Source organism: Stenotrophomonas sp. WHRI 8082 (assembly GCF_040223995.2).
Lineage (GTDB): Bacteria > Pseudomonadota > Gammaproteobacteria > Xanthomonadales > Xanthomonadaceae > Stenotrophomonas.
Map to the genome: position 1 here is coordinate 47,315 of NZ_CP167826.1, position 22,829 is coordinate 70,143.

Genomic DNA, 22,829 nt, shown 5'->3' on the forward strand with positions numbered 1-22,829 from the left:
CTTCCATGTTCAGCCCTGCAGCGCTCGCGTCGGCAGCAGCCGCGTACCGACATCAAGGACTTCCCGCTCCAACGCCCGCAGGAATTCGCTGAAGCCGTGCGGTGCGCGCGCCGAGCGGCGGGCACTGGTGAGCACGGCAGGCTTCGCATGCCATGCAATGGATGCGCGGGTATTGCTCAGCGCACTCACCAACGCGACATCCTCGCCGTTGGAAAGTGTCTGAAAACCGCCAGCGGCCAGGTACGCGGGCGTGCTCACGCCCATGTTGGCCCCATGGATATGACGATGGCCATCCCTGACGAGTTCGCGTTGCGCGAAGGCGTCTCGAACAGCATCCGGATAGTCCATCCAGTCGGAAACGTTCACCACGCCGCAGAACGCATCTGCACCACAGCTCACCTGCCTGCTCAGCCAGTCGCCGGGCACGAGCGTATCGGCGTCCGTGCTGGCGATCCAACGCGCCCCCTGGGCAATCGCATAATCCGCGGCGGCCGCACGTGCAGCGCCCACGCAGCGCGCATTCACCGCAATGGCCATCACGCCCTGCCCCTCACACACCGCCACGGTTGTGTCGGTGCAGCTGTCCAGCGCGACGACGGTCAGCACGGCCTCGCCCCGCAATCTCGGGTGCCGGGCGGCGCGGCTGACAGAGGCCAGACAGTGCTGGATGGCGGCCGCCTCATTGTGGGCCGGAATGATGACGCCGATCATCGCAGTCCCTCCCATTGCGCCACGCTGGTCGCCTGCGTGCTCCATCCCTGAAGCAGCAGATCATCGTCGCGATAAGTGAATGCCTCCACCAAGCTCTGGCCGAGCGCTTCGTGCACCTGGTCAGTGCTGCTGCGGGCCTCATCAAACCCATGCCGCCAGTGGCAACCCAGCAGGAGGCCGCCATCGGCGAGACTCCCACGCAGGCCAACAGCAAGTTGCTCAAGATCAGGCTCCGCCAGGTAGTACCCGACTTCGCTGATCACGATCAGATCGAACCGGCCGGCCGGCCAGTCCTGCGGATGCACGGCGCGTTCAAGCGTCACGTGGGGATACATGCGCGTGGAAGCGGCCGCCTCGGTCAAGGCGTCCGCGCTGATATCGGTACCCAACAGCGTGTCACAGCGCGGTGCCAGCTCTGCCGTGAGCACGCCATTCGAGCAGCCCAGCTCCCACGCTTTCTGATACCGCTGCCGTGGGAGCGCGGCGATGGTGAGCGCACGCTTGCGCGCTTCATACCAGCGGCTACGGTACTGAAACGGGTCAGGCTGCTGATACAAGGTATCGAAGTAGGCGGCGGTGCTCATCCGATCAGCACCTCGTAGGGCCGCTTGAAACGCGCGCTAACGTGATCGGGCAGGATGGGGGCACAGTCGAGTCCGTCCACCGCGCCCATCTGGGTCGCGAACGCCCGCATTGCCTCCTGCTTGCGCGACATTGAGGCATCACACAGGGCGACGCGCGAGGCCACCCGCCAGGGCCCCATGGTGGTGTGCGGGTCCATCCAGTGCCACGCCCATACCGGATACTGCAGCGCACGCACACCGCGTGCCGTCGCTGCCTCCAGCGTCGCACGTCCGGTTGCCTCGTGGTCCGGATGGGCATCATGTACCCACGGACCCAGCACCAGGTCACCCGGCAGGAGTTGTGCCACCAGCAACGTGACCAGCTCGGCCTCGCGCAGGCTGACGCCACCATCAGGAAGGCCAAGCAAGGTCACATGAGTGGCATCGAACCCAAGCTCGCGCATGGCGGTGGCCAGTTCGTGCCGCCGCGCATCGCGCAGGCGCGCAGCAGGCCACAACGGTTGATCGGGATAGCAGGCCTCGCCGTCGGTTACCGAGATCACATGCACGTCCGTACCAAGGCGTGCGGCCGCCTGCATGAGGCCACCACAGCCCAGCACTTCATCATCCGGATGGGGCGACACGATAACCAGCCGGCGCACGTCCTGCAGTACCGAGTGGGCTTCGCGTGTTGGCAGCGCGCCCAGCCACGAAGACGATTCCCACTCGGCTTCCGGCGTGCCCTGCCCTTCAATCCGGGGTCGAGGGGAAACAGGTTTTACAGACTCCATGTGCCCTCCTGCGCCTGTACATCGCGCCCCAGCGCGGCCCAGTCACGGTCTGCGTGGCTTTGACGGATGAAAACGGTCAGGTCGCTCCAGCGACGGGCATGCTCCGCGTCCAGGCACATCGGCGCAGGTCCAAGCGCGCGCCCCACCACATCAAGCACGCGCGTGCAGGTGCGTTCCACGACGCTGCGCGCGCGGACCACTTCGGTCTGGCACGGCCGCGACGGATCGGCATCAATGCGCGCTGCGAGGTCACGCAGCAACGCGGCAGCACTGTGCAGCGCCATATCGACCTCGCCCAGCAGGGCCGCGGTCTGTGCGTCGGTCGCAACGCGCGGGGAACGCTGCAAGGGCGCAGCCAACGCGGCGGCGGCACCATACCAGCAGGCGGCAATGCCAGCGCCACCGTGCCAGAAACCCGGACGTGCCAGGTAGGCGCCTGGCGCGCCCACGGGCACCGCAGCAACCCCATCAAAGCGGGCCGTGCCGCTGGGGATGCCGCCCATGCCGGTGGCGTGCCACGTCTGCGGCTGCAGCAGGATGCCGGCTGCGTCGGTGCGTACCTGCACGAGCCGCGGGCCCTCAGCGCTCTGTGCGGTGACCAGTGCAACGTCCACCAATCCCGCACCGGAGCACCAGGGCTTGTTTCCTGTCACGGTGCCAAGGGCCGGATCAAAACAGAGCGTTGCCTGCGGGCCCTCGGCTGCCCACACTGCGGCCAGGGCGTCCTGCGGCAGGGCATCAGCGTGCAGGTCGGCAAGAATCGCCTGTGCGTCGTAGTGGGCTTCGACAACCTTCACCACGCAGAGATCGCGTGCGGCGATGTCGGCCAGCGCACGCCAGCGATCCAACGTATTGCCACGTCCTGGCAACGGCAAGGCAGGCAGGCGTTCCAAGACCTCACGTGCGCCGGCATCCAGCACGGGCGATGCATGCTCTGAAAGCTGGTCCATCAGGGCGTCAGGATCACCTTGCGGCAGTCCTCCTCCTTGCGATCGAAGATCTCATAGCCGCGCACGGCGTCCTCCAGCGAGAGCCGGTGGCTGATGATCACGCCAGGATCAAGCGCACCTTCGCCGATGTAGTCCAGCAGTTCGGGCATCAATCCCTGCACGTGGGTCTGGCCCATCTTGAACGTCAACCCCTTGTCGAAGGCATCGCCCAGCAGGAAGCCGTGCAGGTAACCGGCATAGACACCCGGAATGCTGACCGTGCCGCAGCGCCGGGTAGCCGCAATGCACTGACGGATCGCCACCCCACTGCTGCCTTCCACCTTCAGCGTGGTGAGCGCGGTCTCCAGCGCGCTGCCCTCCGCTTCGAAACCCACGGCCTCAATGGACGCGTCCACGCCGCGCCCGTTGGTCTGGGTGATGATGTACTCGGCAGGATCTTCGATCTTGCTGAAGTCGACTGGGGTCACCCCGTAGGTGCTTTCGGCGAAGGCCAGGCGATACGCAAGGTGATCCACCATGAAGATGGTCTCCGCGCCCAGCAGGCGGCAGCAGGCAGCCGCCATCAGCCCCACCGGCCCGGCACCGAAGATCGCGACCGTCGAGCCTGGCTTGACGCCGGCGTTGATGGCGGCCTGATAGCCGGTTGGCAGGATGTCGGACAAGAACAGCACCTGCTCGTCCGCGAGCACGTCCGGTATGCGCAGCGGCCCCACATTGGCCTTGGGTACCCGCACATACTCTGCCTGGCCGCCGGACACGCCACCGTACAGATGGCTGTAGCCGAACAACGCCGCCGGCGGGCGGATGCCCTTCTGGTTGAGTGCCGCGCCCTTGCCGGTGTTGGTGGTCTCGCAGGCGGCATGCTCGGACAACATGCAATGGAAGCACTGCCCGCACGCAATCACGAAAGGCACCACCACGCGGTCACCCGGTCGCAGGTCGGTGACCTCGCTGCCCACCGCTTCGACAATGCCCATGAACTCATGGCCCAGGACGTCGCCGGCGTGCAGGTCGGGAATCTTGCCGCGGTACAGATGCAGGTCCGAGCCGCAGATGGCGGTCGCCGTCACCCGGAGGATGAGGTCATCGGGCGCTGCGATGGTCGGATCGGGTACGGTCTCTACCCGTACATCCTTGCTGCCGTGGTAGGTCAGTGCACGCATGGTCCGGCTCCTTGAAGATCGTTGCACCCAGTGATACCTGCGAACCCATGGGTGAACGGTGACCAAGATGTGCGTGCGGCGTGCATGCGCTCGGTTCAGGCCCTCGCCCGTTGCGGGCCAGGTCGCCGATGCGTCCCCCGGGAACGCCCGCCGCTGCTCGCAGCAGGCGTTTCGACTCGCGGCTCAGGGCCAGCTGATCCCCACTTCCGGCGTTGTTTCAAGGATGCCGTCGATGCTGCAGGGCAGGCCCACATTGGACTTCAAGGCGCCCTTCACGGCCAGCCGCCCGGCGATCAACGTGCCGTCAAGCGTCCCGGAGCAGTAGACCCCGAACGGCCCGTTCACCCTGACATCGCGGATCTCGAGTGTCGTGGCTGAGGTTGGCCGCACAGCCCAGCTTCCGCTGCCCCTCACGACCTTGCAAACCGATGATGCCCCGGAGAACTCGGAGACATCTCCATCGATCTTCCCGGCTCCTGCCTGATCGATGTCGCCAAACAGGGTGACGGAGCAGGCGCCGGAATACGGTCCTGCCGTGAGCTTCATCGCGCCCATTCCTTCAAAGACTGAATCACCCGGCGTCAGCCCCTTGCCGTGCGCGATACCGCTGGCCAGCAGTCCAACGGCGATCAGCGATATGCCGACGTGATGCATTCCCATGACTTTCATATGCGTGCGTCCTGCCCGGTGCGCCGGGCCTGCGTACAGACGGTGCGTCTGCGGCAGCGCCATCGCGTGGATGACGCTGCCAAAGGCGTTTTCACACGTTTCGCAGCCGCCGCACTTTGATCCGCGTCTCATTGAATCAACGGCGGGCGTACGCCTCACCCTGCTTCGGGCAATTCCCGCATCAGCACGGCTCGCAACGTACTCAGCGGCATGCGGGTGCGTGCGCCGGGGCGGCGACCCGACCGGCTTAACGAAAAGATTGCCCGGCTCCGACCGAAATCCGACCTGTGCCCCCCCAAGATCGCCGCCATCCTTCATGCCGGCGCTCTTCTTCGTGGCTCCTCCTTCCCCCTCGCCTGTCGTCGCAGGTCCTGCGGCCCTCCCCTACCGTGCCCTGGCCCGTGGTGCCGTGCTGGATCGCCTCAGAAGCTGGCATCCGGCGATAAGCCAGGAGCGGCTGATCCTGCTGGCCAGCGTGTTCTTCGCGCTGGTCAGCAATGGGCCTTTCTGGCGCGCCTCCTACGCCCTGCATCCCGGCAATCTGCTGTTCGGCCTCGCACTGAGCGGACTGCTGATCACCGCAAACGCGGTAGTGCTGTCGTTGCTGGTGTGGCGCTGGAGCGCAAAGCCGCTGCTCACCGTGCTGTTCTTCACTACGGCGCTGGCCGTGCACTACATGTCGACCTATGGCGTGTACATGGACGCGGACATGGTCCGCAACGTGCTGCAGACCGATGCAAGGGAGTCACGTGAGCTCATCACGCCGGGGCTGATCCTGCCGCTCCTGGTCCATGCCGTGCTGCCGACACTGGCGGTATGGCGCGTGCGCATAGTGCCGCGCCGGATGATCCGCACCGCGTGGATACGCCCGATCTTCATCGTCGGCCTGCTGGTCGTGGGCGCCGGCTCGGTCCTGCTGGCCTCTGCCGACGTAGCATCGATGCTGCGCAACCATCGCGAGATCAAGTATCTGGCGACGCCGCTGAACTACCTCATCGGCCTTGAGCAGAACCTGCGTTCGAACTCGCCGATCAAGAGAGCCCCCAAGACGCCCATCGCACAGGATGCCAAGGCGGGGCCACACGCGCCAGGCGCCAGGCCGCGCCTGTTGGTGCTGGTGGTCGGCGAGACCGTTCGCGCGCAGAACTGGGGCCTCAATGGCTACCGCCGGCAGACCACGCCGGAGCTTGCACAGATCGGCGTGGTCAACTTCCCGGACATGCATTCCTGCGGCACCAGCACCGAAGTATCGGTGCCGTGCATGTTCTCCCGGCTGGGTCGGCGCCACTACGACGAGAAGGAGATCCGGTCGGAACAATCGCTGCTCAACGTGCTGGATGGGGTGGGCATCAAGACGCTATGGCGTGACAACCAGTCCGGCTGCAAGGGCGTCTGCGAGGGCACGGCGTTCGAATCAGTGGCCGATGCGAAGGACCCCGGCCTGTGCGCGGACGGCCGCTGCATGGATGAGGTGCTGCTGAAGGGACTTGCCGAGCAGGTGCGCCTCACCCCGGGCGATCGTGTCGTCGTGCTGCACCAGCTGGGCAACCATGGCCCAAGCTACTTCCAGCGCTATCCGGGCAACTTCCGCACCTTCACCCCGCCCTGCGAGAACCCCGAACTGGGCAATTGCCCGCGCGAGCAGATCGTCAATGCCTACGACAACGCCGTGCTTTACACCGATCATTTCCTGGCGCGTGCGGTCCATGAACTGCAGGCGATGGATGACTACGACACCGCCCTGATCTATGCGTCCGACCATGGCGAGTCGCTGGGTGAGAAGGGCCTCTACCTGCACGGGGTGCCGTATGCCATCGCACCGGCTGAGCAGACGTCGGTGCCGATGGTGATGTGGTTCTCACGCCACTTCGCCCTCGATCGCGGCCTGGATACGCGCTGCTTGGCAGAGCGGGCGCGGCAGCGCACCGACCACGACGTGCTGTTTTCTTCGGTACTGGGTCTGTTGCAGGTGACCACGTCAGCGTACGACCCCGCACAGGATGTGTTCGCATCGTGCGTCACGCCGACGACCAGGGCCTGACGCATGCCGTCCGTGCACTCCCTCGCCGGGCCAACGAACCGCATCGCGACCGGCAGCGTGTCGAGCCCGTTCCTGACGACGGTCATCGCGCGCTGCTGGCAGCCGCTCCTGATGCTGATGATCGCGCTGAGCCTGGCAGCCGGGCTTGGCCTGCGCGCGCCGTCGCCCCCCGACGAGCCCCGTTTCGTGCTCGCCGCCAAGGCAATGATCCGCACCGGAGAGTGGCTGATACCGCACCGGGGCACGGAGATCTACGCGGAGAAACCACCGGTCTTCATGTGGCTGCAGGCCACGGCGTACCGGCTGGTACACGACTGGGACATCGCCTTCCTGCTGCCGTCCCTGCTCTGCGCCTTGCTTACCCTGTGGATGACATCGCGCATCGGCCGGATGTTGTGGAACCGACGCGTGGGGCACCATGCCGCCCTGGCCGTGTTCGCCACCCTGCAGTTCGGGCTGATGGCCAAGCGCGGTCAGATCGACATGGTGTTGGTGGCCATGACCACCGCCTCGCTGTGGGGGCTGCTTGCGCATCTGCTGCGCGGCCCACACCGCGCAGCCCTGTTCTGGGGTGCCGCAGCGGCCGGCCTCGGCACGGTGACCAAAGGCGTCGGCTTCCTGCCCCTGCTGATCCTGCTGCCGTGGGTGATCCTGCGCCTCGGCCATCGGGTTCCCGCGCTGCCCGGCAGCGCGTGGCAATGGCTGCTGGTTCCTGCCGGCTTCGCCACCGGGCTGGCGGTGTGGCTGGTGCCGCTGGGCATCGCAGTGCTGCAGCCCCACTCCGCCGAGGTCGATGCCTATGTGCGGGAGATCCTGTTCCGGCAGACGGCCACCCGCTATGTAGGTGCATGGCATCACCTCCAGCCGGCGTGGTACTACCTGCAGGTCATCGCCACCCTGTGGCTGCCCGGTTGCCTGCTGCTGCCCCGGCTGGTGCCGGCGTGGGCACGACGGGTCGCGCGCGGTGACACCCGGCAGATACTGCTGATCAGCTGGGTGGTACTCGTCCTGCTGTTCTTCAGCGCCAGCCCGGGCAAACGCGAGGTCTACCTTTTTCCTGCCCTGCCCCTGCTCTGCCTGGCCGCTGCGCCGTTGCTGCCAGGTTTGCTGCGCCAGCGCTTCGCGCGCATCGTGCTGCCCGGCTTCACCGCGCTGATCGGCGCAGCGTCGCTGGTGCTGGCGATGGCCATCCTGATGCAGGCCAGCTGGATTCAACCTGCGCTGACCGGGCGCGATCTGGACCCCGACGCCACCGCGGCGATCGGGTACTGGGCCGGTGCACTGGCTGCGGCAGTGCTGGCGCTGGCCGCCGTGTTGCGCGGACGCCGGCCGGGCCTGTTGGCAGTGCTCACGATGGCGTGTGTCTGGACGGTGTACGGGGTGGGTTTCATGCCCGCGCTGGACGATGCGGCATCTGCCCGCCAGCTGATGCACCGCGTGCTGCAGGCCATTGGGCCAACGGCCGAGCTGGGCTTGGTGGACTTCCGGGAACAGAACTACCTGCAGGCTGACGGCCGGGCAACCGACTTCGGCTACCGGCAGCCCTGGGATGTGCAATGGCGCCGCGCGCGCAGGTGGGTGGACGACGCACCGTCCCGGCGCTGGATCCTGGTCACCGACAAGGCGCTGGGACCCTGCGTGCACACTCGCGAGGTCCGCGCCATCGGCCAGTCCAACCGCAACGCGTGGCAGCTGGTCCCCGCTACGGCGCTCGTCCACGGATGCGAAAGCACGATCAACAGGGGTGATATCGATGAATGACAACGCAGGTGTCTGGCCGATCGCGGGTCGTGGGCGTTCGCTGCTCGGCGCGCTGGGTATCGGCAGGCATGTCGTGCTGCCGCTGTCTGGCCTGCTGATCGGTTCACTGGTGCTGATGCAGTGGCACGGCGACCAGGCGGTGGCGTCGGCGCTCTATGCGATGCAGGGCCATCAGTGGGCCTGGAAAGACCAATGGCTGACCGAACAGCTCATCCATACGGCGGGCCGCGACCTGTCCATCACCGCAGGCCTGCTGGTGCTGCTGCTGGCCATCATCGCGGAGTGGTGGACGCCACTTGCCGGGTGGCGCCGGCCGCTGCTGCGGCTGTTCGCCTCGGTGGTGCTGTCCACGGTGGTTGTCTCGTTGCTGAAGAAATCCACGGGGATGGATTGTCCGTGGGACCTCATCGACTACGGTGGCACCCGCCCTTTCCATGGACTCTTCGCGTCACGCTCGGCCGGTACGGTGTCCAGCGGCTGCTTCCCGGCGGGCCATGCCAGTGCAGGTTACGCCTGGATGGCGCTGTACTTTCTTGCGCTGGAGGTTCGCCCTCGCCTGCGCCACCTGGCACTGGGGCTGGGCGCGGGGCTGGGCCTGCTGTTCGGCCTCTCCCAGCAGCTTCGCGGCGCGCATTTCATGTCGCATGATCTGTGGACTGCAGGCCTGTGCTGGTTCATTGCCCTGGGTTTGTATCTGCTCAGTCCACCACTTCGATATCCAACCCCTGCAGCAGCCGTACCGCTTCAAAGCGGCTGAACTTCGCGTGGCGCACGACATTGTTCAGCACATCGATGTCGTAGTTCGTGGCTTCGCTGAAGTCCGCTTCGCTGAGGTCGGTGCGGCCGAACAGTGCACTGCTGAAATCGCTGAAGGTGAGGTCCGCCGCACGCAGCCGGGCCTCACGGAAGTCCACGGCGTGCGCCTTGCAGCTCTGCAGCACCAGTGCGTCCAGGGCCAGCCCGAAGAAACTCGATTCGTTGAGCACGCAGTCACGGAAACCGACCTGGGCATCGCGCGTGAGCCGCGACCAGTCCACGGCCGTCCAGTTGATGCCGACCAGCCGGCACCGCTCGAACACCGTGCTGGTGAAGCGCGTCGAGGACAGCTGTGCGTGGTTGAGGGTGCTGCCCTGGAAGCTGCAGTCGATGAAGCGGCAGCGACGCAGCGTTGCGCTGGACAGATCGCAGTCGACGAACGTGCAGGATTCGAATTCGATGCCGTCGAGACGTGCATCGGCAAGCGCCAACGCCGTGAAGGTTTTCAGGTAGTACGCCGTTTCACCGTCCACCAGCGCGCTTGCTGCGCTGCCCTGCGTCTGCATGCTCATTCTCTCTTTCGTGCGGCGGCGCACAGCATACGTCAGCACGGTGGAAGGCGCGGCGCATCCTCTCCGCGCGCTTCCGACCCCCTTCAGCCGCGCTGTGCACAGCGCAACCTGTCCCGCGCTCAAAGCTTCATGTTCAGGCCGACAAACACCGAACGCCCCGCGGCCGGCGAGAACATCGGCTGGGCCTGCTCCCAGAAGAAGCTGTCGTACCACGCGTAGGCATACGCGCGACCGGTGGCGTTCTTCACCTGCAGATCGACGCTCCATCGCGGATTGATGTCATAGCGCGCACTGAGATCCAGTACGGCGAAGCCACCGAACTTCCCGGCGACGTTGCGTTCTTCGAGGTAGTAGTCGCCCTGCGCCCTCCCCTGCATGCCCAGCTGCAAGGCCTCGGTCGCCTGGTAATCGATGCCGAGGGTGCTGATGTGACGCGGAACCGCTGCCACCTCGCGCCCCTGCAATGACAGCGCGGGGCCACGGCCATCCCGCGTGATCTTGGCTTCCTGGTACGCGTGCGAGGCCCACACGGTCCACGCATCCGCGATCTGCGCACTGATCTGCGCATCCACGCCCCGCCGCTTCGTCTTGCCGAGCGTGATGGTGGTGCCGGTGGCCGGCATGTTGGACGTCTCGTTTTCCGCATCCTGTTGCCACACCGCCACGCGGGCCTGCGAGCGGGCGAAGGGGCTGAACTTCAGACCCAGCTCCATCCCGGTGTTGGTGGACGGCTCCACCGCGGCCTGTCCCGGCGTCAGGTAGGCCGGCGCGGTCGGTCCGGTCAGCACCTGGAAGGTACGGCCCCAGTTGGCGTAGAGGTTGGTGTCCGCGCTGAGGGCGTAGACAACACTCAGCTTGGGCTGGTTGATGGTGCCGTAACGCTGCAGCTCACCGGTGATGCCGCCCGGCAGGCGCGTGTTTCCGTCGAAGCGGTCCACGCGGAAGGCCGGTACGATCTTCAGCGCGTCGGTGGGCTGGTAGATGGCCTGTACATAGGCGCCCCAGTTGTCCAGCGTATGCCGGTCGTCGCTCTGCACGCGTGCAGGCGGGGCGTCAAAATCAGTGGACTCGCTGTAATTGAAACGCTGGCGCAGGTAGGCGTTGTCCTGGTGCTCGTAGTTGATGCCACCTTCCACGGTCAGGTTGCTGCGTGCCTGCCACGTCAGCGTGCTGAGCATGCCCACCTGTGTTTCGTTCCATACACGTCGCTGGCGTGGCGCGTTGCCGGTGGGCAGGTCGCTGAAAGTCACCTTGCGGTCGTCTTCATACCGGTTGTAATACAGCTTCGTGCTGGCCAGCAGATCGTCCGCAAGTTTCAGGTCCACGTGCACACCGAGCGTCCGCATGTCACGGTCATCGCCGTCGTTGGCATTGCGGCGCTGCGAGGATCGGCGGTCTGCCTTGAGCTCTTCGGCCGTCATGAAGCCGGGTTCGTCCGCCTCATGGCGGTAGGCCCTGGCCGTCAGCCCGATGCGCATGCCCTCATCCAGGCTTCCGTAGAACCACTTGCCGCCCAGCGAATACTTCTGCGAGGTGTCGTGGTCGCGGTAGCCGTCCGAGGCCTGCGTGCCGATGAAATAGTTCTGCGCGAAGCCGTTCGACTCACGCCCCACGGCCAGCTGGGCATCGCGGGTGTTGTAGCTGCCATAGGACAGCCGACCGTCCGTGTAGTTGCCGCCTTGGCGCGTGCCGAAATTGACGTTGCCGCCGATGTTGTGCAGGCCATAGCGCGGATCGTTGGTCCCCCTGACGACTTCGATGTAGCTGATCTCAAGGGGAAACAGCATGTCGATGAAGCGCTGGTTGCCGCTGTTGACGTTGCTCGGCACGCCGTCGATGAGCGTTTTGATGGCGTTGAGATAGCCCTCGCCGTTGAACGCACGGAAGCTGACCTTGCCTGATTCGGCACCCTGGCGCGTCTCGGTGAGCTGTATCCCGGGCATCTGGCCCAGCAGCTCCCAGCTGTGCTGGACATTCTTGTCTTCGATCTGGTCAGCGCCCAGCACGTCCACCGAGGTCAGCACCTGGTGCGCTGTCAGCTGGGCTTCGCCGTGTTGGTGGACATCGACCTTGCCCAGGGTCAGGGCGGAGCCAGCAGATTGCGCGTGCGCGTCCGGCGTGCACACCACCGCGGTGATCGCGGCGGCCAGGACGTGGATCTTCATCAGGGAACTCATCGGGCAACTCATCGGTGAAGGGAAAGGGGGTGAACAGGCAGGAGAACGATCAGCGATCCGCGTCGAAGCGCGGCGCCTTGTCGTAGTCCGGCTCATGGAATGGGGTATCGGTGAACAGGAAACCGTAGAAATAGCGACGCAGCTGCGCGTGGTAGTCGCGCACGCGATCCTGGTAGGCCAGGTGCGCCTGCATGTCCGTGTCGGCCATGCGGGTCAAGGCCACCTGCAACCCCACCGGCGGCAACAGCCACCCTAAAGCGGACGCCGCGGCGGTCCGCTGCTCGATGCCCTGCCGGTAACCGGCAACCAGGTGTGCCACCGCATCGTCGCCGTTCTGGTGGAACGCCAGATACCACTTGTAATGAAAGTCGGCACCCAATGGCGGCGAGTCGCGCCATTCGGGATACGCCGCGTAGAAGCGACGCATGGTGTCCTCGCGCGGAATATCCCACGCGCCATTGACCGCCTCGCGCTGCGCGCGGGCGATGCCGGCACCCTGCTCCACCGGAATGGCCCGCTCGATGCCCACGTTCGCCAAGGCAGGCCCGACCAGCGCGACCACCACCCACAGCGAGGCCAAGGTTGCCGCATTGACCCCGGAGTTCCAGCCGCGCCACGCCACCAGCAGGCACAGTACCGCCCAGAACAGCAGGTAGCCCGCCGTCAGGCCCAGCACGGCCAGTATCTGGCTCGCCGCCACCTGCTGCTGCAGTGCCACGATCAGGAAAGGCAACCCTGCGCAGATCCACAGCGCCGCCATCCGCACCGTCGCACGGCGCGCGTAAAGCCGGCCCATCCGCAGTGGCAGGCTGCGCAGCATGCGTTCGCGACCGGTCTCGGTTTCGGCCGAGCGGATGTCGTGCATCAGGGCGATCACGAACAGCGGCAGCAGGAAGGTCAACAGGAAGGCGAAGTCGAAGCGACCGGCCAGTGCAAGCTCTGGATTGAACGTATCGCCATCGTGGATCTGCGCCTCCAGGCCGAGGGCCCGCACGCGCAGGATGTAGGGCGCCACATCGCGCATACCTACCGCGGCGAAGGCCAGTGGCGACGGCGGATTCCACGTGGGATGGAAGCTGTAGTACGCCGCACGCCCGGCATCGGTGGAATCGCCGTGCCCGGCGGACACCGCGGCCAGATCCTCCGCGTGGAGGGCACTGATGCGTGCGATCGCCTCGCGTTGGCTGTCCATGCGTTGCACGCCCGCCACCAGGCTGGCCAGCGCAAGCAGGCTGAGCAGCACCAGCGCGGCAGCGGCAACCCGCGAGCGCAGCATCATGCGCAGCTCATACCGCCAGAGGCTCATCGCATACCTCCCAGCCGCTGGATGGACCCACCCATCAGCAGCGCACCGGCCAGCGCCCAGCCAAGCAGGCTGAGCAGCGGCCACAGCAGGGATCGCAACACGCCGTCGGGCGGCTGCGGCGTGTAATGGAACGTGGGGATTTCCTGCCACTGTGCGCGATCAACGCGCTTGCGCTGGTCCGCTCCGGCGTCGCTGGCGGTGTCGTCCGCATAGGACACCGCATCCGCCTGCATCTGGTTGAGCTGCTGCACCAGTCCATAGCGATGCTGCTCGGCCTGGTCCATGAAGCGCAGATGGGCGCGCAGATCGGTGGCCGCTGCGGCCATCGACAGCTGTCGGATGGCGATGACCGGGCTCAACAGCGCGAAGCGGCTGACCAGGGCATTCTGCTCGTGCTGGATGTGGGCGCTGTGCTCGGCGTACCGATTGAACAGCGTCGAGGTCAGCCGCTCCCCTTCCATCGCCAGCAACCCTTTGTAGTTGACGGGCAGATCCTCTATCCGCTCCACCCCATATTGGTCCAGCACACGCTGGCGAAAGCCGGCGAAGTACGGATCTGCTGGATCATGGCTGTCGCCCATGGCGCGCAGGTCGCGCGCGATGCCGACCTCGGTCTGCAGCCGGTCGGGCAGCGCGAAGGCCGTATAGGCCACGTCCGGTGCGATGCGCGGCACCAGTAGTGCCACCACGGCCCAGCCACCGATCATGCCCAGCAAGGCATCGCGTCGACGCGGCAGCAGCGCCGATACGGCGGTGATCACGAGGCACCATGCCGCGAGATAGAGCGTGTATCCCGCCAGCACCCCCAGTGCCACGAGCGCCGACGCTGGCGCACCCACGGCCAGCCACCCCAGGCCCAGCGCGGCGGGCAACAGGAACGCCGCCGCGATGATCAGCAAGGCCAACAACTTGCCACCGACAATCGCGCGGCGGTTTGCCCCCTGCAGCATCAGCTGGCGCAGTGTCCCGCGCTCGCGCTCCTGCGCCAGCAGGCCGTGGCCGAGGAAGATGAGCACCAGCGGCGCCAGGATCTGCAGCACGAAGGCCGGGGTGAGCTGTCCGAAGCGGGTCAGGATCGAGCTCTGCATGACATCACCGAAGTTGGCCGTGTTCTGCCGATGGCCTTCGAGGAACATGCTGCTGCCGGTGAAGGGGTCGACGCCGGGATCAAAGGCGGCCAGCGCAGACGGCAGCCGGTAGACGAAGTGACCGTAGTGAACGACACGATGCGGATGCCGGTCCGGCTGCGCATCGAACGCGGCCTGCGCCTCCGCCTGCTGGCGAGTGCGGTGCTCGGCCGCTGCCGCCACATGGTGGAGCGACACGACCGTCGCGGTGACGGTCAACGCGACCATCAGCACAATGCCGGCCAGCGCCGTGCGCTGCCTGACCAAGGCGCGCAGTTCGTTGCGCATCACCGAGAGCAGTGCGCTCATGCGGCGCGTTCCCGGCCCACGAAGTGCGCATGCAGCGTGCGCAGGTCAAAATCCCTGCGCTCGGCTTCATACACGATGCGGCCATTGTCCAGCACGCCGATGCGATCGGCGATCTCCACCGCCCCCAGCAGATCGTGGGTCACCATCAGCACCGCGGTCCCACGTGCCCGGACCGGTTGCAGCAGCGCGTGGAAATCCGCACTCGCGCCGGGATCCAGGCCGGACGTCGGCTCGTCCAGCAGCAACAGAGGCACCTCCCGCATCAGCGCCAGCGCGATGGCCACTTTCTGCCGCATGCCTTTCGAGAAGCCGGAAAGACGTTGCGACCACGCGGCTTCCTGCAGGCCCGCCGCACGCAGTGCGTCGGCGATTGCGCTTGCAGGCTGGCGGCGACCACTGAGCGAAAGCAGGTAGTCGACGTTCTCCACCGCCGTGAGGTGGTCGTACAACGCCACGTTCTCCGGCAAATAGGCCAGCTGTGCACGGGCGCGCTCCGGATCGGCCCATGGCGTCAGGCCTGCCACCCGCACATCCCCTGCGGTGGGCCGCACGAAACCGAGCAGCGCCGACAGCGTGGTGGATTTTCCGGCCCCGTTGCCCCCCAGCAATGCATAGATATGCCCGCGATCAACCGTCAGGTCGAGGCCGGACAGCACCGACTTGCCGGCAAAGGAAATGGAAAGGTCGCGGATCTCGACAACAGGCGTATCGGCAGGCACAGGCAGTCCCTTTGAAAGCAGGCCGCGCAGCCTATCACGATATGATATTACATAACATTACTGTCATGAGGCGCAGGCCGCTGGGCTTCTCCTCGCGCCGGGTCAGCTCGCCGGTTCCGATTTCAGCAGTTGCGCCAGCCTCGCTACGATGATCGCGCGCTCGGCTGCATCGAGGGTGCCGTTGTACATGGCCTCGTAGATCCACAGGCCATCGGCAGCGAGGCGTGCAATGAAGGGATCCCATGCCGAAGGCGCGACAGTGCCCGCTGCGGGCGGCGACGGTGCCCATCGCAGCATGGCCTCGTTCCACGGCGCGCTGCCGGTCTCCGGATCCATCGATTCCAGCATGAACAACAGCTCGGCCCGGGTAGCGCTCTGTGCCGACACCCGCATGTAGGCCTCGTAGCGCTCCACGGCGGTGGTCTGCGCAGTGGGCTTGCCTGCGATCGCCTGCATGGACGCTTCCCAACCCTGCACCAGATGCGCATCGATGCCGCGCAGCAATGCCTCGCGCGAGGGGAAGTGATACAGCAGTCCACCGCGGGTAAGCCCCGCCTCGCTGGATACCGATTCGAAGGTCACCGCGCGCACGCCCTCGCGGTTGATCACGCGGACAGCGGCGTCGAGGATGCGGGTTTTGTTGCTGGCTCTCATCGGCTCAATGTACGGGATGGTTGCGCGCTTCGGCCACCGTCGGCGCGCGGCGCAGCAGCACGCCGGTGAGGATCGCGCCCGCCGCCAGCACCAGTGCGATCACGCCCAGCACCGTCTGGTAGCCGCGGTCGTAGGCCACGCGCACATCGTCCAGCCACGCCGGTGCGGTGTTGCCTGCCGCCTGCAGAGCGTGGCTGATGCCATCGCGCGCGGCAGCCGGCAACGACGCATCCACCGGCAGGAACGCCGTATACAGTGCGGCACCCAGGCTGCCGAGTATCGCCACGGCAAGCAGGCCGCCGAACTCGTACGCCACCTCTTCCACCGAGGACGCCATGCCGGCGCGGTGGGACGGCGCATTGCCGATGATGGCGGTGGAGGCGACCGAAATCGTGGCGCCCATTCCGATCCCGGTGAGCGCCATGCCGCCGATGACCCAGCCCAGTCCGTGCGGGAACCCGAACACGATCACCGCCACGCCCACGGCACCACAGGCGAGGCCGCCGCTGATCAACGGTCGCAGGCCCACCCGATGCAGGATGCTGCCGCCCAGCAGGGCGCTGGGCAGGCTGCCCAATGCCGCGACCGATACCAACAGGCCCGCCTGCAGGGGACTGAATCCAGCGATGAGCTGGAAGCGCTGCGTGGTCACCAACTGCAGGCCGGCCAACGCGAACAAGGTAAACACGGCCGCCAGCGTGCCCGACAGGAAGGCGCGGTTACGGAAGATCGCAAAATCGAGCAGCGGATACGGCAAGGTCTGTTGACGGCGCACGAAGGCAGCACCTGCGATCACCGCCACCAGCAGCGCGATCGCGCCGGTGACCCAGGCGGGCGGCACCGCGATCCAGGACTTGATGGCCAGCACCAGCCCGGACAGCGCGACCAGCGCGAGCAACGACGAGGCGACGTCCCACGTGCGACTGGCATCGGGCACGCCCTTTGGCGCGAGCACCAGGGTGGCGATGATCGCCAGCACCACCACCGGCACGTTGATGAGAAACACCGAACCCCACCAGAAGTGCTGCAGCAGCAGACCGCCGATGATCGGCCCAAGGGCTGCGCCGATGATCGCGACCGAGCCCCAGATCGCGATGGCGAGGTTGCGCTCGCGCTCTTCGTGGAAGGTGAGGCCGATCAACGCAAGCGTCGCCGGCATCATCGCCGCAGCCCCCACCGCCAACGCGGCGCGCGCACCGATCAACTGGCCAGCGGTCTGCGAGAACGCCGCCCCCAGCGAGGCCACGCCGAAGGCGACCAGCCCGGCCAGGAACATGCGGCGATGTCCGATACGGTCACCCAGCGTGCCGGCACCGAGCAACAGGCCGGCCATCACCAACGGATAGGCGTTGATGATCCACAGTTGCTGGCTGTCGCTGGCATCCAGTTCGCTGGCCAGCGTGGGCAGCGCCGTATAGAGCACGGAGTTGTCCAGGGTGACCAGCAACAGGCCGGCCGCCACGGTGAACAGCAGACTCCAACGACGGGCAGGAGAAAGGAGGGTCATGAGGGCGGCACGAAACGAGGAATAATCAAACTATACCGGACGTCCGGTATAGTTTGTGAACGCTGCACGCTGCAGCCGCTATCAGCGCCCTGCCGCGCCGGTCAGGCGACAACGAACGCAAGCGTGTAAAATCGCGTCTTTTGGCCCTTCCGAACATGGCGAAACCGTCACACCGGCCGCCCGTCGCAGGGCCTCCCCTGATCCGCACCCTGGCCCGCTTCGGCCACCCGCCGCTCTCCTCCGACAGCCCTGCCCTGCCCGCCGCGCTGGGCAACTGGGTCGACTGGAACCGCGCGGTCGCCCTGGCGCGCGCGTTGGACGGCGCACTGCCACCGGCTCCCGACGTCGCCGCGACGCTGACGCGTGAAGCCATTGAGGAGGAGTGTGCGCGTGCGCACAGCGCCCACCGCGATGCGGTCCACGCGCTGGTTGAGGCGCTCGACGATTCACTCGACGCGGCGGAACTGCAACGCCGCCACGCCTCCCTGCAGCGCGGGCAGCTCACGAGCACCGGCCGACTGCGCGGCCGACTGCGCGATCTGCTGGCGCAAGGGGACGCCCAGTGCGCGCGCCTGGCCGAGATCGATGCGGTGATGGAACAGGCACTGGCGCCGCGTGAGTTCCGCTTGCTGGACGCGCTCGGTGCGCGCCTGGCCGCCCATGCCAAGGCCACCTTGGCACCCGCCGATCCGGAAACCGGTGAAGACACGGCACCCGGCACGGCCTCCCCTCCTTCCGCGCCCTGGCCGGCGGCACTACGCGACGATGTGCGCGAACTGCTGCTGGCCGAGCTCGACCTCCGCTTCCACCCGATCGAGGGGCTGCTTGCGGCCCTTCATCCGCACCGAGCAGGACCCCATGCTGCGTAACGCTTTGCACCTGATCATCTTCGTCCTCGGCCTGAGCGCCGCCCTGTGGATCGGCATCGGCTATATCGGCCACCACGCCGTGGGCGCGGCAGTCGCCTTCCTCATTGCAGCTTGCTACTGCGTGGGCGCGATGGAGCTGCTGCAGTTCCATCGCGCCACCCGAGCGCTTGCCACCGCCGTGGCCGACGCAGGCAGTGCACGCGATGACCTCGGCAGCTGGCTGCTGCGCTTGCCGGAGGGGCTTCGCACCGGTGCCCGCCTGCGTATCGAAGGAAGCCGCGCCGCCCTGCCCGGCCCGGCGCTGACGCCCTACCTGGTCGGCCTGCTGGTGCTGCTGGGCATGCTCGGCACGCTGCTCGGCATGATGGCGACCCTGCGCGGCACCGGTGTGGCGCTGCAGAGCGCGACCGATCTTGCGGCCATCCGCGGCTCGCTGGCCTCGCCGGTCGAAGGACTTGCGGTGGCGTTCGGCACCTCGATCGCCGGCGTCGCGGCATCGGCCATGCTCGGCCTGCTGTCGGCACTGCTGCGCCGCGAACGCCACGCAGCCGTGCAGGCGCTGGACCTGCGCATCGGCAGCGACCTGCAGGCCCACGGACAGGCATGGCAGCGCAATGAAAGCCTGCGCCTGCTGCAGGGTCAATCCGACCTGCTGCCCACCCTCGTGCAGCAGATGCACGCACTGGTAGAGAGCGTGCAGCAGGCGAACCAAGCCAGTCACGCGCAGTTGGATGCGCGGCAGGACGCGTTCCTGATCCGCCACGAGCAGACACAGCAGCAGCTGACCCAGCAGATCCAGTCCGTCGTGGACGGCATGCAGCAGGCAAGCGCGGCCAGCCACGATCAGCTTGCCGCGCGCCAGGAGGCGTTCCTGACCCGCAACACCGAGGCGCAGGTGCAACTGGCCGATGCGCTGAGTACGTCGCTTGAGCGTGCCGTGACCCGCGGCAGTGAAGCCATCGGCAGCGCCCTGCAGCCCCTGCTGCAGGAAACGCTGGGCAGCCTGGAAGATACCGCTACGCGTACACAGGCAAGCGTGACCTCCGCCGTACAGCAGCAATTGGACGGCGTGCAGGCCGCCATCGACCGCGTATCCACCGAGGCGGATCGTCGCGTGGACAGCGCGCTGCAGGACCAGCAGCAGTCCAGTCGGGCGCTGCTTGATGCGCTGCGTGGGTCGCATGACGAAGTGATCGAGCGGCAGCAGCAGCGCAACGAAGAGCTGCTGCAGCAGATCGATGCGCGCCAGCGCGAACAGCAGCAACGGCTGGGCAGCGAATGGTCGGCGCTTGCGGAGCGCCAGCAACAGGCGCTCGCGGCCGTGACAGAACACGCGAGCCATTCCGCACAGGCGTCCCTGCTTGCCCAGCAGCACCTGGTCCGCGACACGCTGACCGACCTGCAGCAGCGCCAGGAAGCACTGATCGAGCGCGCTGGCGAAGGCGACGCCGCCCGGCTGACACAGTGGTCGGAGGCCTTTGCCACGATCACCGAACAGACTGCCCTGCGGTGGGAACACAGCAGCGAGCAGGCGCGCCAGCAGCAACAGCAGATCATCGCCACCCTTGAAGCGGCCGCGCGCGGGATCAGCGAAGAAGCGCGCGCACAATCCAGCGCGACCATCACGGAGATTGCGCGCCTGCTGGAAACGGCAAGCGAGGCGCCGCGTGCCGCCGCCGACGTGGTTGCCGAGCTGCGCCAGCGCCTGTCCGACAGCCTGGTGCGCGACACCGCCCTGCTGGAAGAGCGCGCGCAGTTGCTGGGCACGCTGGGCACGTTGATGGAGTCGATCCAGTCTGCCTCGCTGGCCCAGCGCGGTGCCGTCGATGACCTGATCACGAACGCACAGGGGCTGATGCAGCGCACCGGCGAGCACTTTGCCGAACAGGTCGACGCACAAGCGCAGACCCTGCAGGCCGTGATCACCGGCGTCAACGATGCCGCCACCGGCACCCGCACGCTGGCCAGCGGGCTGGAAGGCGCGGTGACCACGTTTGCCGACAGCAGCACATCACTGTCCGCCCACCTGCAGCAGCTCGCCGGTGCGCTGGATGCCTCGCTGGCGCGCAGCGATGAGCAACTGGCGTACTACGTGGCGCAGGCACGTGAAGTCGTTGACCTCAGCCTGTTGTCGCAGAAGCAGATCACCGAGGAGCTTCGCCAGCTGGGCGATGCACGTGGCGCAGCAGGTTCGGCATGAGCCTGCATGACGAACTGGAAGACGAAAGCAGCACCCCCATCTGGGCGGCGTTCGGCGACCTGATGTCGGTGCTGCTGGGCGCGTTCGTCCTGATCCTGGTCGGCGTGGTCGCGATGCAACTGGAACTCACCAGCCGGCTGGACGCAGAGGTAAAGCAGCGCGAAGCCGCCGAGCAGACGCTGGAGCAGGCACTGGCCGGCCCCTTGGCGGGCGGGCGGGTGACGCTGGTGGATGGGCGCATCGGCATCAGCGGGAACGTCCTGTTCGCACTGAACTCCGATCAGTTGCAGCCCGAAGGACGCGAGGTGCTGCGCAGCCTGGCCGGACCGCTGAAAGGCTGGCTGGCGCAGCGCCAGGACATCCTGATGGTCAGCGGCTTCACCGATGACCAGCCGGTCCACGCCCACAACCGCCAGTTCGCCGACAACTGGGAGCTGTCGGCGCAGCGCTCGCTTACGGTTACCCGGACGCTGATCGCCGAAGGCCTGCCCGCATCTGCGGTGTTCGCCGCGGCCTTCGGCGCCGAGCAGCCGGTCAGCTCCAATGCGGACGAAGCCGGCCGCGCACGCAATCGCCGGGTGGAAATCGCACCAATGCCGCGACCCGGCGCGAAGGCGCCCACCGATGGCCACTGAGCAGGACGTACAGGGATTGGCGGGCCTGGTCAGGCGGCTGGACGAAGCGTCAGCGTCCGCCGCGCACTATCCGCACCTGCCTGCCTTGCAGCCGCTGCGCGATGCCTGGCAACAACTGCACGCGGACAGCCGCCTGCGCATCGCCTTGCAGCAGACCCCCGCCGAAGGCGGCCCGCTCAATTCGGCCGTCCTGGTGCACCGGATGCTGGACACGATGCACGCGCTGTCGCCGGCGTACCTGCGCCACTTCATCGCCCACGCCGACACGCTGGCCTGGCTGGAACGCTTGCCACCGGCCAACGCAGCAGCCACCAAACGCCCGCCCCGCAAGCGCCGGTAAGCGCCGAGCGGCAGAGCCGTGTGGTAGAGCCGACTTTAGTCGGCTTACGGACAGCAGCCGACTGAAGTCGGCTCTACCAGGAGCAGAACAGCGCCGCGCCGCGCCGCATGTATCCCACCCACGCATCAGCAGCACCGTGGATGCCCGGGAGCATTACAATCCGGGCGCCCCGTCCATCGGGACGCCCGCGCCGTCCCGCGATCACGCGTCGCGCTGGGCCTGCAAACGCGTCAGGTCAGCAAAACGGGACAGCGACATCAGGTGCTGGTGCACCAGGCCCAGCCAGCCATTGCGGTGCCATTCCAGCACCACTGCATCGGGCAGCGCCTGCAGCTTTTCCACGTCCACCACACTGAAGCCCTGCAGGGTCAGCTCGCGACCGTTCGGCAGGCGCACATTCGCATTGCGCACGGCCAGCAGGTCGTGTTCGATCAGCGCCTTGGAAAACGCCTGCGTGCGATCATGCTCGCCCGTGAAACGGCCGCAGAATTCCATCGCCTGCTGCAGCAGTTCGCTCGGCTTGCCGTCCACGAACAGCGCTTCGCCTTCCGTGCCGCCCTTGACCAGGCGATCACTGTCTTCGTCCACACCGAGCACGAAGTTCTGGCTGCCGTCGGTGTCGATGAAGATGAAGGGATGACGGCGCACGTAAGCGGGCACGTAGGTGTCTGGCTCCCACTTGCCATCGGTGATGAAGAGGTTGGTTTCCGTGACACCCGTGGCGGCCATCGGCACCGCGCCGGGGCCAGCGAACAGGATCGGGAAGTGATGCAGCGCCAGCGAGAACTCGCCGACGATCAGCGGGATCGCATTGCTCTTCGCCGCAAAATCCAGCTTGCCCGGCAGAATGCGCAGGTCACCGTGGATATCGGACTGCAGCGGCACCGGGCGGCTGTAGAACAGGATGTTGCTGCCTTCTGCGGGCGGGGTGTCGTTGCCGGTCGTCATCGTGGAATGCCATCTCTACTCGTCGCGCCAGCCATCCCGGGCGCGCATGCGGGTGGAACTT

At 66.7% G+C, this 22,829-nt stretch carries 21 protein-coding genes; 7 read left to right on the top strand and 14 right to left on the bottom strand.

Going from position 1 to position 22,829, the window contains the following annotated elements:
* Positions 1 to 9: 9 nt before the first annotated feature.
* From ABRP17_RS00200 to ABRP17_RS00225, 6 genes are all read right to left on the bottom strand, one after another.
* Positions 10 to 711 (bottom strand): glycosyltransferase, encoded by a 702-nt coding sequence (locus ABRP17_RS00200; RefSeq protein ID WP_349984207.1) that lies wholly within the window; start codon positions 709 to 711, stop codon positions 10 to 12.
* Entirely contained in the window at positions 708 to 1,295 is a 588-nt protein-coding gene (locus ABRP17_RS00205; RefSeq protein WP_349984206.1) for a class I SAM-dependent methyltransferase, read from the bottom strand. The genes ABRP17_RS00200 and ABRP17_RS00205 overlap by 4 nt, the downstream gene beginning before the upstream one ends.
* On the bottom strand, positions 1,292 to 2,065 hold the full coding sequence (locus tag ABRP17_RS00210) for a PIG-L family deacetylase (protein WP_349984205.1): 774 nt from the start codon (positions 2,063 to 2,065) through the stop codon (positions 1,292 to 1,294). The genes ABRP17_RS00205 and ABRP17_RS00210 overlap by 4 nt, the downstream gene beginning before the upstream one ends.
* Complete coding sequence (locus ABRP17_RS00215) at positions 2,053 to 3,015, bottom strand: acyl-CoA dehydrogenase (protein ID WP_349984204.1); 963 nt, start codon at positions 3,013 to 3,015, stop codon at positions 2,053 to 2,055. Before ABRP17_RS00215 ends, ABRP17_RS00210 begins: the two co-directional genes overlap by 13 nt.
* Complete coding sequence (locus tag ABRP17_RS00220) at positions 3,015 to 4,178, bottom strand: zinc-dependent alcohol dehydrogenase (protein WP_188324048.1); 1,164 nt, start codon at positions 4,176 to 4,178, stop codon at positions 3,015 to 3,017. Before ABRP17_RS00220 ends, ABRP17_RS00215 begins: the two co-directional genes overlap by 1 nt.
* A 183-nt stretch (positions 4,179 to 4,361) precedes the next feature.
* On the bottom strand, positions 4,362 to 4,847 hold the full coding sequence (locus ABRP17_RS00225) for a hypothetical protein (RefSeq protein ID WP_349984203.1): 486 nt from the start codon (positions 4,845 to 4,847) through the stop codon (positions 4,362 to 4,364).
* Between the two features lie 316 nt (positions 4,848 to 5,163).
* Here ABRP17_RS00225 and ABRP17_RS00230 point away from each other — a divergent pair, with 316 nt between their 5' ends.
* The 3 genes from ABRP17_RS00230 (at position 5,164) to ABRP17_RS00240 (ending at position 9,406) form a co-directional block, all read left to right on the top strand.
* Positions 5,164 to 6,888 carry a phosphoethanolamine transferase gene (locus ABRP17_RS00230; protein WP_372486845.1) on the top strand — a complete coding sequence of 575 codons (1,725 nt, stop codon included), beginning with the start codon at positions 5,164 to 5,166 and terminating at the stop codon, positions 6,886 to 6,888.
* Positions 6,889 to 6,999: 111 nt separating this feature from the next.
* Positions 7,000 to 8,649 (top strand): glycosyltransferase family 39 protein, encoded by a 1,650-nt coding sequence (locus tag ABRP17_RS00235; protein WP_372487035.1) that lies wholly within the window; start codon positions 7,000 to 7,002, stop codon positions 8,647 to 8,649.
* Positions 8,642 to 9,406 carry a phosphatase PAP2 family protein gene (locus tag ABRP17_RS00240; RefSeq protein ID WP_349984198.1) on the top strand — a complete coding sequence of 255 codons (765 nt, stop codon included), beginning with the start codon at positions 8,642 to 8,644 and terminating at the stop codon, positions 9,404 to 9,406. Before ABRP17_RS00235 ends, ABRP17_RS00240 begins: the two co-directional genes overlap by 8 nt.
* Here the strand turns inward: ABRP17_RS00240 and ABRP17_RS00245 are convergent.
* From ABRP17_RS00245 to ABRP17_RS00275, 7 genes are all read right to left on the bottom strand, one after another.
* The gene (locus ABRP17_RS00245; RefSeq protein WP_197973940.1) at positions 9,348 to 9,977 is read right to left on the bottom strand and encodes a pentapeptide repeat-containing protein; all 630 of its coding nucleotides are present in this window, start codon (positions 9,975 to 9,977) and stop codon (positions 9,348 to 9,350) included. The two genes, ABRP17_RS00240 and ABRP17_RS00245, sit on opposite strands and share 59 nt — an antisense overlap.
* A 119-nt stretch (positions 9,978 to 10,096) precedes the next feature.
* The gene (locus ABRP17_RS00250) at positions 10,097 to 12,142 is read right to left on the bottom strand and encodes a TonB-dependent receptor (RefSeq protein WP_349984197.1); all 2,046 of its coding nucleotides are present in this window, start codon (positions 12,140 to 12,142) and stop codon (positions 10,097 to 10,099) included.
* A gap of 61 nt (positions 12,143 to 12,203) precedes the next feature.
* Positions 12,204 to 13,460, bottom strand: coding sequence for a DUF3526 domain-containing protein (locus tag ABRP17_RS00255; RefSeq protein ID WP_349984196.1), 1,257 nt, complete (start codon positions 13,458 to 13,460; stop codon positions 12,204 to 12,206).
* The gene (locus ABRP17_RS00260) at positions 13,457 to 14,896 is read right to left on the bottom strand and encodes a DUF3526 domain-containing protein (protein ID WP_349984194.1); all 1,440 of its coding nucleotides are present in this window, start codon (positions 14,894 to 14,896) and stop codon (positions 13,457 to 13,459) included. Before ABRP17_RS00260 ends, ABRP17_RS00255 begins: the two co-directional genes overlap by 4 nt.
* Positions 14,893 to 15,636 (bottom strand): ABC transporter ATP-binding protein, encoded by a 744-nt coding sequence (locus ABRP17_RS00265; RefSeq protein WP_372487037.1) that lies wholly within the window; start codon positions 15,634 to 15,636, stop codon positions 14,893 to 14,895. The genes ABRP17_RS00260 and ABRP17_RS00265 overlap by 4 nt, the downstream gene beginning before the upstream one ends.
* Positions 15,637 to 15,717: 81 nt before the next feature.
* On the bottom strand, positions 15,718 to 16,269 hold the full coding sequence (locus tag ABRP17_RS00270; RefSeq protein ID WP_349984192.1) for a TetR/AcrR family transcriptional regulator: 552 nt from the start codon (positions 16,267 to 16,269) through the stop codon (positions 15,718 to 15,720).
* Positions 16,270 to 16,273: 4 nt separating this feature from the next.
* Positions 16,274 to 17,776: an MFS transporter gene (locus tag ABRP17_RS00275; protein WP_349984191.1), complete on the bottom strand. Its 1,503-nt coding sequence runs from the start codon at positions 17,774 to 17,776 to the stop codon at positions 16,274 to 16,276.
* 155 nt (positions 17,777 to 17,931) lie between these two features.
* Here ABRP17_RS00275 and ABRP17_RS00280 point away from each other — a divergent pair, with 155 nt between their 5' ends.
* From ABRP17_RS00280 to ABRP17_RS00295, 4 genes are read left to right on the top strand one after another with little or no spacing between them, the layout of a single operon-like run.
* Positions 17,932 to 18,645, top strand: coding sequence for a DUF3348 family protein (locus ABRP17_RS00280; protein ID WP_349984190.1), 714 nt, complete (start codon positions 17,932 to 17,934; stop codon positions 18,643 to 18,645).
* Positions 18,635 to 20,845 carry a hypothetical protein gene (locus ABRP17_RS00285; protein ID WP_349984189.1) on the top strand — a complete coding sequence of 737 codons (2,211 nt, stop codon included), beginning with the start codon at positions 18,635 to 18,637 and terminating at the stop codon, positions 20,843 to 20,845. The genes ABRP17_RS00280 and ABRP17_RS00285 overlap by 11 nt, the downstream gene beginning before the upstream one ends.
* Before the next feature lie 2 nt (positions 20,846 to 20,847).
* On the top strand, positions 20,848 to 21,480 hold the full coding sequence (locus ABRP17_RS00290; protein WP_188327277.1) for an OmpA family protein: 633 nt from the start codon (positions 20,848 to 20,850) through the stop codon (positions 21,478 to 21,480).
* On the top strand, positions 21,470 to 21,820 hold the full coding sequence (locus ABRP17_RS00295) for a DUF2894 domain-containing protein (RefSeq protein WP_349984187.1): 351 nt from the start codon (positions 21,470 to 21,472) through the stop codon (positions 21,818 to 21,820). The genes ABRP17_RS00290 and ABRP17_RS00295 overlap by 11 nt, the downstream gene beginning before the upstream one ends.
* Before the next feature lie 201 nt (positions 21,821 to 22,021).
* On the opposite strand, the gene ABRP17_RS00300 is transcribed toward ABRP17_RS00295, so the two are convergent.
* Positions 22,022 to 22,768 carry a SapC family protein gene (locus tag ABRP17_RS00300; protein WP_188324061.1) on the bottom strand — a complete coding sequence of 249 codons (747 nt, stop codon included), beginning with the start codon at positions 22,766 to 22,768 and terminating at the stop codon, positions 22,022 to 22,024.
* Positions 22,769 to 22,829: the final 61 nt, after the last annotated feature.

What these genes read in the sequence shown, in the direction of transcription:
- ABRP17_RS00200 (WP_349984207.1), bottom strand. Translation starts at nt 711, where the DNA reads ATGATCGGCGTCATCATTCCGGCCCACAATGAGGCGGCCGCCATCCAG.
- ABRP17_RS00205 (WP_349984206.1), bottom strand. Translation starts at nt 1,295, where the DNA reads ATGAGCACCGCCGCCTACTTCGATACCTTGTATCAGCAGCCTGACCCG.
- ABRP17_RS00210 (WP_349984205.1), bottom strand. Translation starts at nt 2,065, where the DNA reads ATGGAGTCTGTAAAACCTGTTTCCCCTCGACCCCGGATTGAAGGGCAG.
- ABRP17_RS00215 (WP_349984204.1), bottom strand. Translation starts at nt 3,015, where the DNA reads ATGGACCAGCTTTCAGAGCATGCATCGCCCGTGCTGGATGCCGGCGCA.
- ABRP17_RS00220 (WP_188324048.1), bottom strand. Translation starts at nt 4,178, where the DNA reads ATGCGTGCACTGACCTACCACGGCAGCAAGGATGTACGGGTAGAGACC.
- ABRP17_RS00225 (WP_349984203.1), bottom strand. Translation starts at nt 4,847, where the DNA reads ATGAAAGTCATGGGAATGCATCACGTCGGCATATCGCTGATCGCCGTT.
- ABRP17_RS00230 (WP_372486845.1), top strand. Translation starts at nt 5,164, where the DNA reads ATGCCGGCGCTCTTCTTCGTGGCTCCTCCTTCCCCCTCGCCTGTCGTC.
- ABRP17_RS00235 (WP_372487035.1), top strand. Translation starts at nt 7,000, where the DNA reads ATGCTGATGATCGCGCTGAGCCTGGCAGCCGGGCTTGGCCTGCGCGCG.
- ABRP17_RS00240 (WP_349984198.1), top strand. Translation starts at nt 8,642, where the DNA reads ATGAATGACAACGCAGGTGTCTGGCCGATCGCGGGTCGTGGGCGTTCG.
- ABRP17_RS00245 (WP_197973940.1), bottom strand. Translation starts at nt 9,977, where the DNA reads ATGAGCATGCAGACGCAGGGCAGCGCAGCAAGCGCGCTGGTGGACGGT.
- ABRP17_RS00250 (WP_349984197.1), bottom strand. Translation starts at nt 12,142, where the DNA reads ATGAAGATCCACGTCCTGGCCGCCGCGATCACCGCGGTGGTGTGCACG.
- ABRP17_RS00255 (WP_349984196.1), bottom strand. Translation starts at nt 13,460, where the DNA reads ATGAGCCTCTGGCGGTATGAGCTGCGCATGATGCTGCGCTCGCGGGTT.
- ABRP17_RS00260 (WP_349984194.1), bottom strand. Translation starts at nt 14,896, where the DNA reads ATGAGCGCACTGCTCTCGGTGATGCGCAACGAACTGCGCGCCTTGGTC.
- ABRP17_RS00270 (WP_349984192.1), bottom strand. Translation starts at nt 16,269, where the DNA reads ATGAGAGCCAGCAACAAAACCCGCATCCTCGACGCCGCTGTCCGCGTG.
- ABRP17_RS00275 (WP_349984191.1), bottom strand. Translation starts at nt 17,776, where the DNA reads ATGACCCTCCTTTCTCCTGCCCGTCGTTGGAGTCTGCTGTTCACCGTG.
- ABRP17_RS00280 (WP_349984190.1), top strand. Translation starts at nt 17,932, where the DNA reads ATGGCGAAACCGTCACACCGGCCGCCCGTCGCAGGGCCTCCCCTGATC.
- ABRP17_RS00285 (WP_349984189.1), top strand. Translation starts at nt 18,635, where the DNA reads ATGCTGCGTAACGCTTTGCACCTGATCATCTTCGTCCTCGGCCTGAGC.
- ABRP17_RS00295 (WP_349984187.1), top strand. Translation starts at nt 21,470, where the DNA reads ATGGCCACTGAGCAGGACGTACAGGGATTGGCGGGCCTGGTCAGGCGG.
- ABRP17_RS00300 (WP_188324061.1), bottom strand. Translation starts at nt 22,768, where the DNA reads ATGACGACCGGCAACGACACCCCGCCCGCAGAAGGCAGCAACATCCTG.